At 71.0% G+C, this 14,352-nt stretch carries 12 protein-coding genes, 1 tRNA gene and 1 pseudogene; 9 read left to right on the top strand and 5 right to left on the bottom strand.

Features of this window, described 5'->3' with window-relative positions:
* Positions 1-21: 21 nt before the first annotated feature.
* Both rpoH and MKK49_RS11920 read right to left on the bottom strand, forming a co-directional pair.
* On the bottom strand, positions 22-912 hold the full coding sequence (gene rpoH / locus MKK49_RS11925; protein WP_244028585.1) for an RNA polymerase sigma factor RpoH: 891 nt from the start codon (positions 910-912) through the stop codon (positions 22-24).
* Positions 913-1,223: 311 nt separating this feature from the next.
* Positions 1,224-2,228, bottom strand: coding sequence for an RluA family pseudouridine synthase (locus MKK49_RS11920; RefSeq protein WP_244028583.1), 1,005 nt, complete (start codon positions 2,226-2,228; stop codon positions 1,224-1,226).
* Positions 2,229-2,427: 199 nt separating this feature from the next.
* On the opposite strand from MKK49_RS11920, the gene MKK49_RS11915 reads away from it, so the two are divergent.
* A tRNA-Glu gene (locus MKK49_RS11915) sits at positions 2,428-2,502 on the top strand.
* A gap of 621 nt (positions 2,503-3,123) precedes the next feature.
* Here MKK49_RS11915 and MKK49_RS11910 read toward each other — a convergent pair.
* Positions 3,124-4,023, bottom strand: coding sequence for a metallophosphoesterase family protein (locus tag MKK49_RS11910; RefSeq protein ID WP_244028581.1), 900 nt, complete (start codon positions 4,021-4,023; stop codon positions 3,124-3,126).
* A 71-nt stretch (positions 4,024-4,094) separates the two neighbouring features.
* Positions 4,095-4,571 (bottom strand): annotated as a pseudogene (locus MKK49_RS11905) (VIT1/CCC1 transporter family protein); the annotation flags it as partial.
* Positions 4,572-4,885: 314 nt separating this feature from the next.
* On the opposite strand from MKK49_RS11905, the gene MKK49_RS11900 reads away from it, so the two are divergent.
* From MKK49_RS11900 to MKK49_RS11885, 4 genes are all read left to right on the top strand, one after another.
* Positions 4,886-5,608 (top strand): lysophospholipid acyltransferase family protein, encoded by a 723-nt coding sequence (locus MKK49_RS11900; RefSeq protein WP_244028578.1) that lies wholly within the window; start codon positions 4,886-4,888, stop codon positions 5,606-5,608.
* Positions 5,605-6,936, top strand: a complete 1,332-nt coding sequence (locus MKK49_RS11895; RefSeq protein WP_244028576.1) for a 3-deoxy-D-manno-octulosonic acid transferase — start codon at positions 5,605-5,607, stop codon at positions 6,934-6,936. Before MKK49_RS11900 ends, MKK49_RS11895 begins: the two co-directional genes overlap by 4 nt.
* 10 nt (positions 6,937-6,946) lie before the next feature.
* Positions 6,947-7,924 (top strand): tetraacyldisaccharide 4'-kinase, encoded by a 978-nt coding sequence (gene lpxK, locus MKK49_RS11890; protein ID WP_244028574.1) that lies wholly within the window; start codon positions 6,947-6,949, stop codon positions 7,922-7,924.
* 65 nt (positions 7,925-7,989) lie between these two features.
* Positions 7,990-8,622 (top strand): LysE family translocator, encoded by a 633-nt coding sequence (locus tag MKK49_RS11885; protein ID WP_244028572.1) that lies wholly within the window; start codon positions 7,990-7,992, stop codon positions 8,620-8,622.
* A 4-nt stretch (positions 8,623-8,626) separates the two neighbouring features.
* On the opposite strand, the gene MKK49_RS11880 is transcribed toward MKK49_RS11885, so the two are convergent.
* A complete protein-coding gene (locus MKK49_RS11880) occupies positions 8,627-9,559 on the bottom strand; it encodes a metal ABC transporter substrate-binding protein (protein WP_409565062.1) in 933 nt (310 codons plus the stop codon).
* A 150-nt stretch (positions 9,560-9,709) separates the two neighbouring features.
* On the opposite strand from MKK49_RS11880, the gene MKK49_RS11875 reads away from it, so the two are divergent.
* The 4 genes from MKK49_RS11875 (at position 9,710) to MKK49_RS11860 (ending at position 14,347) form a co-directional block, all read left to right on the top strand.
* Complete coding sequence (locus tag MKK49_RS11875; protein ID WP_244028570.1) at positions 9,710-11,491, top strand: ABC transporter ATP-binding protein; 1,782 nt, start codon at positions 9,710-9,712, stop codon at positions 11,489-11,491.
* A 61-nt stretch (positions 11,492-11,552) separates the two neighbouring features.
* Positions 11,553-12,590, top strand: a complete 1,038-nt coding sequence (locus MKK49_RS11870; protein WP_244028568.1) for an aldose epimerase family protein — start codon at positions 11,553-11,555, stop codon at positions 12,588-12,590.
* A complete protein-coding gene (locus MKK49_RS11865) occupies positions 12,587-12,907 on the top strand; it encodes a YnfA family protein (protein ID WP_244028566.1) in 321 nt (106 codons plus the stop codon). Before MKK49_RS11870 ends, MKK49_RS11865 begins: the two co-directional genes overlap by 4 nt.
* Before the next feature lie 150 nt (positions 12,908-13,057).
* Complete coding sequence (locus tag MKK49_RS11860; RefSeq protein WP_244028564.1) at positions 13,058-14,347, top strand: alpha-hydroxy acid oxidase; 1,290 nt, start codon at positions 13,058-13,060, stop codon at positions 14,345-14,347.
* The last annotated feature ends 5 nt before the right edge of the window (positions 14,348-14,352 follow it).

The raw sequence follows: 14,352 nt of genomic DNA, 5'->3' as shown, positions 1-14,352 counted from the left end.
CATTCGCCGGAAGGGCCTGGGTCAGGCGTGGGCCGCCGAGCGCGGAGCCTCGCGGGAGGCCAGGTTGCGCTTGACCGCCTCCTGGATCTTCTCGAAGGCCCGAACCTCGATCTGGCGCACGCGCTCGCGCGACACGCCGAACTCGCCGGACAGATCCTCCAGGGTGATGGGATCGTCGGCCAGGCGCCGGGCCTCGAAGATCCGGCGCTCGCGGGCGTTGAGGACCGAGAGGGCGTCGCGCAGGGCCGAGAGCCGGTTCTGGCCCTCTTCCTCGCGGGCGAGCACCGTCTCCTGACTCGGGCTGTTGTCCACGAGCCAATCCTGCCACTCGCCCTCGCCTTCCTCGCGCAAGGGGGCGTTGAGGGAGGTGTCGCCGGAGAGGCGACGGTTCATGTCGATCACCTCCTGCTCGGGCACGCCGAGCTTGACGGCGATCTGCGCCACCTGGTCCGGCTTGAGGTCGCCCTCTTCCAGGGCCGAGATGCGGCCCTTGGCCTTGCGCAGGTTGAAGAACAGCTTCTTCTGGTTGGCGGTGGTGCCCATCTTCACGAGGGACCACGAGCGCAGGATGTATTCCTGGATCGCCGCCTTGATCCACCACATGGCGTAGGTGGCGAGCCGGAAGCCCTTGTCCGGCTCGAAGCGCTTGACCGCCTGCATCAGGCCGACATTGCCCTCGGACACGACCTCTCCGATGGGCAGGCCGTAGCCGCGATAGCCCATGGCGATCTTGGCCACGAGGCGCAGGTGCGAGGTGACGAGGCGGTGGGCCGCGCCACGGTCGCCTTTCTCCCGCCAGTCCTTCGCGAGCGTGAACTCCTCGTTCGGCTCGAGCATCGGGAACTTGCGGATCTCATCGAGGTAGCGCGACAGGCCACCCTCGGTGGCGAGCACGGGCAATGCGCCGGCCATGGTGTCATCTCCCTGAATGGTCCCCCGACGGGGCGGACCCGATTCGAACCGCCGCTCCCTTGAGCCAGCGCTTCGATTCCCCATGTCTACCGGGAAACGCGAAACGCCGGAAGGCGACCCGGTGCGCGAACATCGCAGTCAACGCGCGATGTCGCCGTTCGGTCATGGGTGGCACGAAACGCCGCGTCCGGCGGTGCCGTTCCGCACCCCCATCGGGCCGGGGCTTGACCGTGGCCGATGGGCCACGCGGCCTCGAAACATCGACCCGAAAGGTGGCTACCGGCCTTCGGTAAGCATCGATGCGCGAGAATTCAGGTCGTCGCGCCCTTCTTTCGCAGAGCCGTCAGGAGCGCTTCCATCTCCGGCGGCAGCGGGCTCTCGAAATGCAGGGTCTCCCCCGTGCGCGGATGGGCGAAGCCCAGGACGCTGGCATGCAGGGCCTGCCGCCCGAGGGACAGGAGCGCCGCGCGGGCCTCGTCCCCGAGGCGGGATGCCTTGGTCTTGAACGCGCTGCCGTAGACGGAATCCCCGAGGAGCGGATGGCCGCGATGGCTCATGTGCACCCGGATCTGGTGGGTGCGGCCCGTCTCCAGCTCGCACCGGACCAGGGCGACGAGGCCCATGGCGTCGAGGGCTTCCTCGACATGGTAGTGGGTGATGGCCTCGCGCCCGGTCTCGGCCCGGACTACGGCGATCTTCTCGCGGTTGCGCTGGCTGCGGGCGAGATAGGCGTCGATGGTGCCCACGCGCGGCTCCGGCACGCCCCAGACCAGGGCGCGGTAGACCCGCTCAAGGGGTCCGGTGCGGCCGTGATCGGCGAACTGCTCCGTCAGGCCCTTGTGGGCCCGGTCGTTCTTGGCCACCACGAGGAGGCCGCTCGTGTCCTTGTCGAGGCGGTGGACGATGCCCGGACGCCGGACCCCGCCGATGCCCGACAGGCTGTCGCCGCAATGGGCGATGAGGCCGTTGACCAGGGTGCCGGAATCGTGGCCGGGCGCCGGATGCACCACGAGGCCCGCCGGCTTGTCGATGACGATGAGGTCGTCGTCCTCGTAGACCACGACGAGGTCCTGGGTCTCGCCCCGCGGCGTCGGCGCGACCGCTTCGGGAATCGTCACGGCGAGCTCCGTGCCCGGCCCGACCTTGACCGACAGGTCGAGCACCACGCCTCCGTTGCGCCTGACCTGACCCGTCCGGATGAGCTCCTGCAGGCGCGCCCGCGACACGTCGGGAAACGCCCGCGCCAGGGCGCGGTCGAGGCGCTCCGGCGTCACATCGTCGGCGAGCGTCGCCCGACGGTCCTCTGGTTGCTGCAACGATCGTCCCTCCGCTTCGAAGACCGCGGCCCGGACGGGCCACGCAAAATCACGTCCGGGGGCACTTGCCCCCTCGCGGGACCGTCGCTATACGATCGCCACACCGCCGGGAAGCTTCCCCCGCCGGACGGTCCCTAACGGATCGGAACGACCGGAAGCGACGCGGGCACCTGACAGGTGTCGCGTAGGATTGAAGACCGCGCCCATCGTCTAGCGGTTAGGACAGGTCCCTCTCACGGATCAGACCGGGGTTCGATTCCCCGTGGGCGCGCCAATCCTCCTCCGGATCTCGGAAATTTTAGAAGATTAGCTTCGCTGCATTTTCTTCTGCGGCTAAGCATAGTCGTCTCGTGCCAAAATAAGTTGAGGCTAGAGCCTTGTCGACGGCGCAGTGCAAAATCGCGCGCGCCTTTGAAAGGCTTGGGAAATTCACCCCCTTTTCGCCGTATTCTCCGCCGCGATGGCGCGCCGCCGCATCGAAAGTCGTGTGTGCGGCGGGCCGGGGCGCTTGTTTCGGCTTAAGTTTGGGTTACCATCCGGCCTTCCACAGCGTTCAACGTCGATAACTCGAGACAAGGTGCTTGCCATGTCCCAGACGATTCGCGTCAAGCCGACCCACGACGGCACGTATACTGTATACCGTGGGACAGAAGTCTTGGTGAGCGGCCTCACCCGCATGCAGGCCGAGCGCTACGAGGCCGATCTCGGTCTTCTCGCGGCCCTCGGGGTTGCCAATCCGCCAGTCGGGCTCTCTGCCTGACCGGACGATCGCCGCGTCGCCCGCACGCGGGCGACGCTCGGGGTGTCTCACGAAACTCCGTCTCGCATTGAACGCCCGCTGCTCTGCCATGCCGAGGACGAGAGCCGACCTGACCGGGCGTTTCGCGGGGTACGCTCACGCCGGTGTCAGACGCAGCGGACCGCGATCGTCGATGAGGCCGGCTTCCGTCAGGCCGCGTTCCTGCCCCGTGATGCTGTAGCCGTCCGCCGACGGCGCGATGGTGTAGAGGTAGTAGCTCGCCCGCCGGTTGGGCCCGCCCTCGCGGGCGGAGGCCGAGGTGCAGCCCACCACCGGCACGGGCCGCCCGCCCCGACCGGCCGCGAAATGCACGCTGCCGAGGTGGTTGTGGCCGTGCAGGATGAGGTCGGCCCCGGCCTGCCCGATCATCGCCATGAACGCTTCGGCATCCTTCAGTTCCCGCCCCGACGAGGCCCCCCCCGGGTGAGGCGGATGGTGGATCATCACCACCCGGCAGGGCGGCTCGGCCTCGGCGCCGAGGCGCTCGAGCATGCCGCGCGCCGCCACGATCTGCGGCGGTCCGAGGCGTCCGCTCGCCACGAAGGGCTTCGTCGGGATCGCCGAGGACAGGCCGATGAGGGCCACGGGCCCGCGCCGGCGCAGGTAGGGGAACACGCCCGCCGTGCCGTCGTCGTCCGTGGTCCAGGCGCCGCAGGCGGCGAGCAGCCCTTCGAGGGAGCCGCGCACGTAGGCGTCGTGGTTGCCCGGCACGAAGCTCACCGCCTCCGGGGCGCCCAGCGCCTCCAGGAACACCCGCGCCGTCGCCCACTCGCTCGGCAGGCCGATGTTGCAGAGATCCCCCGTGCAGGCGATGTGGTCGTGGGGCTGGCCCCGGAGATCGGCCACGAGGGCGGCGAGAAGGTCCATGTCGTGGGCGTGCTTGCGGCCGCGCCGCCAGTTCACGTAGCCGGTGGCCCGCTTGCTGAAGAGCTGGCGCAGGCCCGGGCGCGGCAGCGGCCCGACATGCGGGTCGGTGATGTGGGCGAGGCGGAACATGCGTGTCCGTTTCGGCTGGGAAATTTCCTCCGCATCGCCACAAGCGTCCCCGGGGTCAACCCGGACTGCCCTTACGCGCTCCCGATCACGACGCCGGCCGCGAGGACGAGGGCGCCGCCCAGCACCACCTGCAGGGCCGCTCGCCAGAAGGGTGTGGCCATGTAGCGCGTGCGGATGCCGGCGATGACGATGAGTTCGACTACCACCACGAGGATGGCGAGGCCCGTCGCCAGGGCGAACGCGTTCGGCCAGGTGTCGGGGATGAGATAGGGCAGCGTGTGTCCGAGCCCGCCCACGGCGGTCATCGCCCCGCAGACGAGGCCGCGCATCCACGGCGAGCCGCGCCCGGTGACGGAGCCGTCGTCGGACAGCGCCTCGGTGAACCCCATGCTGATCCCGGCGCCGATGGAGGCCGCGAGCCCGACGAGGACGGTCGCCCCGTTGCTGTGCGTGGCGAAGGCCGCCGCGAAGATCGGCGCCAGGGTCGAGACCGAGCCGTCGATGAGGCCGGCCAGCGCTGGCTGCACGTAACGCAGGACATAGGCCCGGTGGGCCTCGGCCGCCGCGTCGAGGGCGAGTTTGGGAGCGGGCGGCTCGGCGCCGGCATCGAGGATCATCGCGCGGACTCCAGTTTGGATCAGTTCCAATCTATAGATTGGAACTGATCCAAACAATGAGGTTTTGCGCTTGGTGGCCGGGATTTGAGGGTTGTAGGGGCGTTCGTCACCCTCGCGGCGCGGGTGCACGGCGTTGCGTCGGCCGGGGGAACGGCGCTAGACACCGCCCGGCGCCGGCCAAGGGCCGTTCTCCCCGGACCTCGCACCGGGGCAGGCCGCGAGCGGCGCCGCGAAGGCGTTTTTCCATGAGTGTCCTCAAGCGCATCGGCCGCGCCCCGGCGGTCCAGCAGGCCCTCGGCCGTGTGGCGGGCGGTTACCTGCGCCTCGTGCGCGCCACCAACCGCTTCACCGTGGAGCCGGCCGATCCCGATCCGTGGCTCGATGACCTCGGGCCGTTCATCGCCGGCATGTGGCACGGCCAGCACACGATGATCTCGTTCATGCGCCGGCCCCACGACCGCATCGCCACGATCATCTCCCGTTCGGCCGACGGCAACATCAACACCCTCGCGCTGGAGCGCATGGGGGTGCGGGTGATCCGCGCGTCGGGGGCCCGCGGGCGGGCCGTGCGCGACGTCAAGGCCAAGGGCGGCGCCGAGGGCCTGCGCGCCATGCTGCGCGCCCTGAAGAACGGCGAGTCCGTCGCCTTCAGCGCTGACGTGCCGAAGGTCTCGCGCCGCTGCGATGCCGGCATCCTGACGCTGGCCCGCTTCTCGGGCCGACCCATCGTGCCCGTGGCCGTGGTCACGAGCCGTCATCTGCGGCTGAACAGCTGGGACCGCGCCTGCTTCGGGCTGCCGTTCGGCCGGGGCGCCATGGTGTTCGGCACGCCGATCCGGGTGCCGCGCGACGCCGAGCCCGAGGTGTTCGAGGCCCTGCGGCTGCGCGTCGAGGCGGAGATGAACCGCGTTCACGACCGCGCCTACACCCTCGTGGGACGCCCCGACCGCGTCGGACATCCCGCATGAGGATGCCCGCGCAAGGCGCCTCCCCGAAGGCTCCGCCGCTCACGGCGATCCTCCAGGTCTATCGCTACGGGCTCATGGTCGGCGAGCCGGCGGTGGCCGGCCTGCTGGCCTGGCGCTCGCATCAGGGCAAGGAGGACCCCGGGCGCCTGCCGGAGCGCCGGGGCCTGCCGGGTCGCGCCCGCCCCATCGGCCGCCTCGTCTGGATGCACGGGGCCAGCGTCGGCGAGATCCTCTCCCTCGTCGGCCTCGTCGACGGCATGATCGCCCGGGGCTTCTCCGTCCTCGTCACCACGGGCACCCGCAGCGCCGCCGACCTCATCGGCCGCCGCCTGCCCTCGGGCGCCGTGCACCAGTACGTGCCCCTCGACGCGCCGCGCTGGGTCGGGCGCTTCCTCGACCATTGGCGCCCGGACCTCGCCCTCGTGGCCGAATCCGAGATCTGGCCCAACACCCTGGTCGGCCTGCACGCGCGCGCGATCCCCCTCATCCTCGTCAACGGGCGGATGTCCGAGCGCTCGTACAGGGGCTGGGGCCGCAGCCCGCGCACGGCCCGCGCCCTCCTGTCGCGCATCGCGGTCTGCCTCGCGCAGACGGACGAGGATGCGGCGCGCTTCGCCCAGCTCGGAGCCCCACGGGTCGGCGTGTCGGGCAACCTCAAATACGATTCCGACGTGCCCCCCGTGGACGAGCAGCAACTCGCCCACCTGCGCGACTGCCTCGGCGACCGCCCGGTCTGGGTCGCGGCCAGCACCCATCCTGGCGAGGACGCCATGGCGGCCCGCGTCCATGCGGCCTTGAAGCAACGCTGGCCGAGGCTCCTCACCATCGTGGTGCCGCGCCATCCCCATCGCGGCGGCGACGTCGTCGCCCGCGCCGCGGCGGAAGGCCTGCGCAGCGCCCGGCGCTCCCAGGGCGGACGCCCGCATGGCGGGGTCGACCTCTACGTCGCCGACACGCTCGGCGAACTCGGCCTGTTCTACCGCCTGACCGCGCTGGTCTATCTTGGCGGATCCCTGGTGGAGCGGGGCGGGCAGAACCCCATCGAGCCGACCCGCCTGGGCGCCGCCGTCCTGCACGGGCCCCACATCTTCAACTTCACCCAGGTCTACCGGGCGCTCGACGGGGCCGGCGGCGCCCGCTGCGTCGCCGACGAGGCCGACCTCACGGCGGCGCTCGCCGACCTCCTCGCCGATCCGACCCGCATCGACACCATGGCCCGGGCGGGGGCGGCGGCCCTGGCACCGTTCGAGGGCGCCGTCGACCGCACCCTGGCGGTGCTCGATCCGTTCATCGCGCAGATGCGGCTCACCGCCATGGCGGCCCAGTGAGCCGCGCCTGATGCGCGCGCCGGCCTTCTGGGATGCCGGGCCGGAGCACCCCGCCGCGCGGGCGCTCGCGCCCTTCGCCGCCCTCTACGGCCGGCGCAGCGCCGCGCGGATGGACCGTCCGGGCGCGGCCGGCCCCTGCCCCATCCTGTGCGTCGGCAATTTCACCCTCGGCGGCGCCGGCAAGACGCCCACCGCCCTGGCGCTGGCCGAGCTGCTGCGCGGGCTCGGTGCCGCTCCCGCCTTCCTGACGCGCGGCTATGGCGGGCACCTCGCCGGCCCGGTGCGCGTCGATCCCGACCGGCACGGGTCCGTCGAGACCGGCGACGAGCCCCTGCTGCTGGCCCGCCACGCCCCCACCATCGTGGCGCGCGACCGCGTGGCCGGAGCGCGCCTCTGCGTCGCGCACGGCGCCGACGTGATCGTGATGGACGACGGGCTCCAGAACCCGGCGCTCGCCAAGGATCTGTCCCTCGCGGTGGTGGATGCGGGTGCGGGCGTCGGCAACGGGCACGTGTTCCCCGCCGGCCCCCTGCGGGTGCCGCTCGCCCGGCAATGGGGTCACGTCCACGGCCTCGTCCTCGTCGGGGCCGGTGCGGCTGGGGAGGCCGTGGCGGAGGACGCCCTCCGGCGCGGCCTGCCCGTCCACCGCGCCCGTCTCGTGCCCGGGGGCGACTGGACGGGGCGCCGGGTGCTGGCCTTCGCCGGGATCGGCCGGCCCGAGAAGATGTTCGCGACCCTCCGGGAGGCCGGCGCCGAGGTCGCTGGCACACGCGCCTTCGCCGACCACCATTCCTACACGCGCGCCGAAATCGCCGCCCTCGCGGCAGAGGCGGCAAGCTTCGGGGCCGAGCTCGTCACCACCCACAAGGACCATGTCCGCCTGCCGCCGGATTTTTCCGCGCGGGTCGCGGTGCTGCCCGTGACGCTCGAATTTCGGGAGGCCGGCTCCCTCCTGGCGCAACTCGCGAAGGCGCTCGGCCGACCCTGACTGTCCGGCGCTATGGCGAAGAACTGTCCCTGGTCCGGAGCATGATGCGCGCCTACCGTCGGTCCATGCCTGAACCGTCCAGCCTCCTCGCCTTCGCCCTCGTCTCCTTCGGCATGGTGCTGACGCCGGGGCCGAACATGATCTACCTCGTCTCGCGCTCCCTCGCGCAGGGGCCGCGGGCGGGCCTGATCTCGCTCGGCGGCGTCGCCTTGGGCTTTCTCGTCTACATGCTGTGCGCGGCCTTCGGCATCACCGCCCTGCTGCTGGCCGTGCCGTTCGCCTACGACACCCTGCGCTGGGCCGGGGCGGCCTACCTGCTCTATCTCGCCTGGAACGCCGTGCGGCCGGGCGGACGCAGCCTGTTCGCGGCCCGCGCCCTGCCCCATGACGGCCCGCGCCGGCTGTTCGCGATGGGGTTCGTCACCAACCTGCTGAACCCCAAGATCGCGGTGATGTACCTGTCGCTGCTGCCGCAATTCATCGATCCGGCGCGCGGCAGCGTCCTGGCCCAGGCCCTCGTCCTCGGCACGATCCAGATCGTGGTGAGCGTCGGCGTCAACGCCCTCATCGCCGTCGGGGCCGGGTCGGTGTCAGTGTTCCTCGGCGGCCGCCCGGCTTGGCAGGTGGCGCAGCGCTGGCTCATGGGCACGGTGCTGGCCGGCCTCGCCCTGCGCATGGCCACCGAGGCGCGGCGCTAAACCGTCAGCGCGGGCCGAGCGCCTTGGCGAAGGCGTTCAGGTTGTTGCGCATCATCGCCACGTAGGTCGGCGCCGGGCCGTCCGGGCCCGACAGGGCGTCGGAATAGACCTTGCCGCCGAGGGCGGCCCCGCTCTCGCGGGCGATCTGCTCCATCAGGCGCGGGTCGGCGATGGTCTCGAGGAACACCGCCGGGATCTTCTCCGCCCGGATCTGACGGACGATGCGGGCCACGTCGCGCGGGCTCGCCTCGCTGTCCGTCGAGACCCCCTGCGGTGCGATGAAGGTGAGGCCGTAGGCCGCCGTGAAGTAGCCGAAGGCGTCGTGGGTGGTGATGATCCGACGCTGCGCGGGGGGAATCTTCGCGATGGTGGCGCGGACCTCGCCCTCCAGGGCGTCGAGTTCGCCGAGATAGGCCGTGGCGCGGGCGGCGTATTCCGCCGCGTGGGTCGGATCGCGCCGGCTAAGCCCGTCGCGGATGTTGGCGACGTAGACCTTGGCGTTGACGATGCTCTGCCAGGCATGCGGATCGGCGTGATGGTCGTGGGCGTGGCCGTGCCCGTGGTCGTCGGCCTCCTCGATGGGCTTGATCCCCTTCGAGGCCACCACCACGGGCGCTTTCGCGCCGGACGCCTTGATCAGGCGGTCGATCCAGCCCTCCAGGCCGAGGCCGTTGACGACGACGAGGTCGGCCGCCGCCAGGGTCCGGGCGTCGCTCGGCGCGGGCGCGTAGCCGTGGGCATCGGCATCGGGCTTGACCAGGGTGGTCACCGCCACCCGCTCGCCGCCGACCTGCGCGGCGAGATCGCCGAGGATCGAGAACGTCGCCACCACCCCCAGCTTCTCGGACGCGGCCAGGGCCGGCGCCGCGCCGCAGAGTGCGGCGAAGAGCAGGGCGAACGCCATCGGCAGTCCGGTCGGGAGGCGTCCACGGGGCATCGGCAAGAGTCCTCGGATCAGGGTGCCTCAAGCCAGTAATGTAACATTATCACATTGCCAAGGCTGGATGCTCCGACTTGATCTCTCGATCCCCCGGCCGCAAACACCGGCCGGGCCTGTGTGCAAGGGCGTTGGGACGTACGAAACAACATGGCGCGTCGGCCGCTCCTGAGGGGTGATACCCTCCCCCTCCTGGGCCGCGTCTGGCGCGAGTGGTTGAGCCCCCACCGGGCGACGCTCGCCGTGGTGCTCGTGCTCATCGCCATCGTGGGCGCCGCGACCGGGTTCTACCCGGCGCTGATCAAGGGCGCGTTCGACGCCTTCGACAGCAAGGACACGGCGGCGTTGGCCTACGGTCCCCTCATCGTCATCGCCATCACGTCGATCCGGGGCTTCGCCCTGTTCGGCCAGACGGTGCTGACCAACCGGGTGGTGACGCGAGTCGAGGCCGACATGCAGGCGGCGCTCTACGCCCACCTCATCGATTCGGATCTCGCCCAGCTCGGCCGCGAGAGCCCGGCGGCCTTCACCCAGCGCTTCACCACGGATTTCACCTTCATCAAGGAGGCGCTGACCCGCATCTCGACGGTGCTCCTGCGCGACATCGCCATGCTCATCGCCCTGGTGGCGGCCCTGGTCTGGATGGACCCGCTCCTCACCCTGGTGGCGGGCGTCACCGTGCCGTTCGTCGCCGGACCCATCGGCCGCGTCGGCAAGAAGCTGCGCCGGGTCTCGACGACGACGCAGGAGCAGATGGGGCTGACCGCGAGCCTCATCTCCGAGAGCCTGCAGGGCGCCCGCATCGCCAAGACCTACGCGCTTGAAGGCTACCTCAAGGGCCGGGCGCAGGGCGCGTTCGACGAGGTGCGGCGCCTCAAGATGAAGGCCGCCAACGCGCGCGGGCGCCTCGATCCTCTGCTCGAGATCGGCGGCGGCTTCGCCGTGGCCGCCGTGCTGGTGCTGGTCGGCCAGCGGGTGATGTCGGGCGAGCGCACGGTGGGGGATTTCACCGGCTACGTCGCCGCCCTGCTGCTCGCCGCCCAGCCGGCCCGCGCGCTCGGCACCCTCAACGCCATCCTGCAGGAGGCGGGCGCGGCGCTCCAGCGCTACTTCGCCCTCATGGACGAGGCGCCGGTGATCCGCGAGGCGGTCGACGCCAGGGAATTGCAGGTCGCGGGCGGGGCGATCCGCTTCACCGACGTGCGCTTCCGCTACCGCCCCGACGCCCCGGCCTTGGAGGGCATCGACCTCGCCGTGCCGGCCGGCGCCACCGTGGCCCTCGTGGGGCGCTCGGGCTCGGGGAAATCCTCGCTCCTCAACCTCGTGCCGCGCCTCTACGACGTCGAGGCCGGGGCGGTGTCCATCGACGGACAGGACATCCGGTCCGTCACCCTCGCCTCGCTCCGCCGCGCCGTCGCGGTGGTGTCCCAGGAGGTGGTGCTGTTCGACGACACGATCGCGGCCAATATCGGCTTCGGCCGCCCCGGCGCGAGTCAGGCCGAGATCGAGGCGGCGGCGGAGGCGGCCGCCGCCCACGGCTTCGTCTCGCGCCTGCCCGAGGGCTACGCGTTCCGCGTCGGCCCGGCGGGCGGCCGCCTCTCTGGGGGGGAGCGCCAGCGCCTCTCGCTCGCCCGTGCCTTCCTCAAGGACGCGCCGATCCTCCTCCTCGACGAGGCGACGAGCGCGCTCGATTCCGAATCCGAGCGCCTCGTCCAGGCCGCGCTCCTGCGCCTCATGCACGGGCGCACCACCCTCGTCATCGCCCACCGCCTCTCGACGGTGCGCGACGCCGACCTCATCGTGGTGATGGAGGCCGGCCGCGTCGCCGAGACCGGCACCCACGATGATCTGATGCGCCGCGGCGGCGCCTATGCCCGCCTGCACCGGATGCAGCTCTCGGGCGACGCGCCCGACGAAACCCTGGCGCCCTGAAGCGAACCGGCGCCGGATGCGTTCACCCCGGCGCAACGCACATGGCGGAGGGCAGGACCCGATGACACCAGAGCCCTACGGCCGCACTTCGGACGGACACGCCGTCTCCCGCCACACCCTGGGGTGCGGCCGCCTGCGCGTGCAGATCCTGGATTACGGCGGGATCGTCACCCGGATCGAGGTGCCCGACCGGGCGGGCCGGCTCGCCAACGTAGTGCTCGGCGCTGCCGACCTCGCCGGCTACGAGGCGAGCGACGCGCATTTCGGTGCGCTCATCGGGCGTTTCGCCAACCGCATCGCGGGGGGCCGGTTCAGCCTCGACGGGCAGGCCTACGACCTGCCCCGCAACGAGGGTCGCAACACCATGCATGGCGGCCCGCAGGGGTTCGACCGCAAGGTCTGGCGCGTCGAGGCGGCCACCGACACGGCGCTCACCCTTGCCCACCGCTCGCCCGACGGGGACGAAGGCTTCCCCGGCACCCTCGACGTGCGGATCACCTACAGCCTGCCCGACGACGAGACCCTGTCCATCGCCTACGAAGCCTGGACCGACCGGCCCACAATCCTCAACCTGACCAGCCACGGCTACTTCAACCTCGCCGGCGAGGGGGCGGGCAGCGTCCTCGACCATGTGGTGACGATCGCCGCCGACGCGTATCTGGCCCTCGACGAAGGCCAGATCCCCACGGGCGAGCGGCTGTCCGTCGCCGGCACGCCGTTCGATTTCCGCACGCCCACGGCCCTCGGCGCCCGCATCCGCGCGGCGGACCCGCAGCTCGTCCGGGGCAAGGGCTACGACCACACCTTCGTGCTGCGCGATCCCGGCACCGTCCGCCCCGTCGCCACGGCCCACGATCCGGGAACCGGCCGGCACCTCACCGTGGCGACTACCGCGCCGGGCCTCCAGCTCTACACCGCCAACATGCTCGACGGCACGGTGACGGGTTCGGGCGGCGGGCTCTACCGGGCCGGGGACGCCGTATGCTTCGAGGCGCAGGGGTTTCCCGACGCGCCGAATCATCCGGAGTTTCCGAGCACCACCCTGCGCCCGGGCGAGCGGTTCGGGGCCACAACCACCTACCGGTTCACCGCCCAATGACGGTCCTCGTCTACGCCGCCGCCGCCCTGTTCGAGATCGGCGGCTGCTTCTCGGTCTGGGCCTGGCTGCGCCTCGGCCGCTCGGCCTGGTGGCTCGTGCCGGGGGCCGTGGCGCTGGGGCTGTTCGCCTGGCTCCTCACCCGCGTCGAGAGCGAGGCGGCGGGCCGCGCCTACGCCGCCTATGGCGGCCTCTACATCGTGGCCTCGCTCCTGTGGATGTGGGGCGCGGAAGGCCAGCGGCCCGATCGGTTCGACGGGTTGGGGGCCGCCCTGTGCCTCGCTGGCGCCGGGGTGATCCTCTACGGGCCCCGGGGCTGACGCGCGTCTCAACCTCGGGATGCAGCCGGGACACACCCCGGAAATTTGCACTGCAACATGCCTGGTTTGCACTGCGGTCGGTTGGCCCTGGAATTCGAATAGATCAAAACGACAATTGATCGACTTCGGCCAGCGAGATAGATATTTCCTATGTCACGACTCAATCAGCAGAATAACGGCGAGAACACCGCGCTCAATCGCAGGAAACTGCTGGAGTTCCTGTCGGCCAGCCCGATCCTCGCGCCCGGGGCGATCAGCGCCGTGGCCGGGTTCCTCGCCGCCGGCACGTCCGGGGCCCTGGCCCAGAGCTACGACGTCCTCCGGCAGGCCCCCGTGATGGACGGCGACCTCATCGCCAATCCCGCCCAGGCGCTGAATGTCTTCGATTTCGAGGCGGTGGCGAAGAAGGCCCTGCCCCCGGCCCATTACGGCTACCTCGCCAGCGGCGTCGACGGCGACGAGACCCTGAAGGCCAATCGCGAGGGCTTCGAGAAGATCGCCATCCGCGCCCGCCGCCTCATCGACGTGCGCAAGATCGACACCACGGTGAAGATTTTCGGCGAGACCTGGGGCAGCCCAATCGCCCTGGCACCCATCAGCAGCCAGGGTGCGTTCCATCCCGAGGCCGAGGGCGCCGTGGCCCGCGCCTGCAAGGCGAAGAATCACCAGATGATCCTGTCCACCGTGGGCAGCACCTCCATCGAGGACGTGATCAAGGAGCGCGGCTCGCCCGTCTGGTACATGCTGTACCCCACCGACGACTGGGCCGTGACCGAGGCCCTGGTGAAGCGCGCCGAGAAGGCCGGTGCCCCCGCCATCGTGCTCACCGTCGACCGCCAGGGCGGCCGCAACACCGAGACCCTGTTCCGCGAGCGCCGCAGCGACACCCGCACCTGCACCGACTGCCACACCCCCGGCTTCAAGAACGAGGTGAGCCGCAAGCCGATGTTCGACGACCTCGACGTGTCGAAGGTGACGAACCTCTACGGCACCGGCATGACCTGGGACTACGTCAAGCGCCTGCGCGGCATCGTGAAGGGCAAGCTCGTCCTCAAGGGCATCGTCACCCACGAGGATGCCAAGAAGGCCCTCGAGTACGGCGTCGATGCGCTCATCGTCTCGAACCATGGCGGCCGCGCCGAGGAGAGCCTGCAATCGACCATCGGCGTCCTGCCCGAGATCGTTTCGGCCGTGAACGGCAAGGTCCCAGTCCTCATCGATGGCGGGTTCCGCCGCGGCACCGACGTGATCAAGGCCCTGGCGCTGGGCGCCACCGCCGTGTGCGTCGGGCGTCCCTACGCCTGGGGCCTCGCCGCCTTCGGCCAGCCCGGCGTCGAGATGGTGCTGACGCTCATGCAGCGCGAGTTCGAGACCATCATGCGCCAGGTCGGTGCGACGAAGATCGCCGAGATCAACGCCGCGAGCGTCAGCCGCGCCTAGTTCTC

This window comes from Methylobacterium sp. J-090 (assembly GCF_022829345.1).
Taxonomy (GTDB): domain Bacteria; phylum Pseudomonadota; class Alphaproteobacteria; order Rhizobiales; family Beijerinckiaceae; genus Methylobacterium.
This window is presented reverse-complemented; position numbering and strand designations above follow the sequence as displayed.